Below are 563 nucleotides of genomic sequence, written 5' to 3'. Positions count from 1 at the left end.
TCATCAAAGTGCTCAAGGTTGGCCTCTGCCATCTCAAGCGTATCAGCACCGTAGATGGCCTTTAAATCAGCTGCTACGGCCTTCTTGTCCGTCCAAGGTACGAACTTCATCGAATAGCGCACCATATGCACGATACACAGCTGAACCTGAGCGTTAGGGTAGACCGTATTAATGGCATCAGGGAAGCCTTTTAGGCCGTCTACACAGGCAATAAGAATATCTTGAACCCCGCGGTTTTGTAGCTCAGTGAGAACACCAAGCCAGAATTTAGCGCCCTCGTTCTCTGATAGCCACATGCCAAGCAGCTCTTTTTTACCATCAAGAGCAACGCCTAAGGCCAGATAGATAGCTTTGTTGATGATCTGCTTGTCCTGACGAACTTTGACGACAATGCAGTCTAAGTAGACGATAGGATAGACGCTGCTCAGTGGCCGGTTCTGCCAAGCGGTGATGTCATCCAAGATGTTGTCAGTGACTCTGGAAACCAAGCTGCTTGAGATGTCGACGTCGTAGATGTCCTTGATGGTTTCGACAATCTCAGTAGTGGTTTGACCTTTGGCGTA

The 563-nt window shown here is 48.7% G+C and carries 1 protein-coding gene; it reads right to left on the bottom strand.

Annotated features, from left to right (window positions below):
* On the bottom strand, positions 1-563 hold a 563-nt coding region (locus tag JMX63_RS14450; RefSeq protein WP_201573204.1), incomplete at both ends, for an IS256 family transposase.

Origin of the sequence: Psychrobacter nivimaris, from assembly GCF_904846365.1 — a bacterium.
In the GTDB taxonomy this organism is placed as follows: Bacteria; Pseudomonadota; Gammaproteobacteria; order Pseudomonadales; family Moraxellaceae; genus Psychrobacter; species Psychrobacter nivimaris_B.
This window is presented reverse-complemented; position numbering and strand designations above follow the sequence as displayed.